Below are 275 nucleotides of genomic sequence, written 5' to 3'. Positions count from 1 at the left end.
ATCGCGTTTCAGCTACTTTTACAATTTAACATTTTGCGTTAAATCTGTCAACAACTTTTTTCTTTCGTTCCTGACGACGCTTATTAATTTACCATATTAATCATTTGTTCGTCAACACTTTTTAAAAAAATGCCAAAATAATTTTATCTTGGCATGATATAAAGCTTAATAACCACTAATGCAGCAACACCAGGTAGGACTAATATACTTGTGATTGTTGCGGTTCCCAAGTTAATTGGAATATGAAAATCAAAATATGTCCCTACAACATTTAC

At 31.3% G+C, this 275-nt stretch carries 1 protein-coding gene; it reads right to left on the bottom strand.

All coding sequences use genetic code 11. The annotated features are described in order from the left end of the window. Positions 1-143: 143 nt before the first annotated feature. Positions 144-275 (bottom strand): pro-sigmaK processing inhibitor BofA family protein (locus SB775_RS29255; protein WP_410864731.1); only part of this gene is annotated, 132 nt, incomplete at its 5' end.

The organism is Peribacillus sp. SIMBA_075, from assembly GCF_046534585.1.
This window is presented reverse-complemented; position numbering and strand designations above follow the sequence as displayed.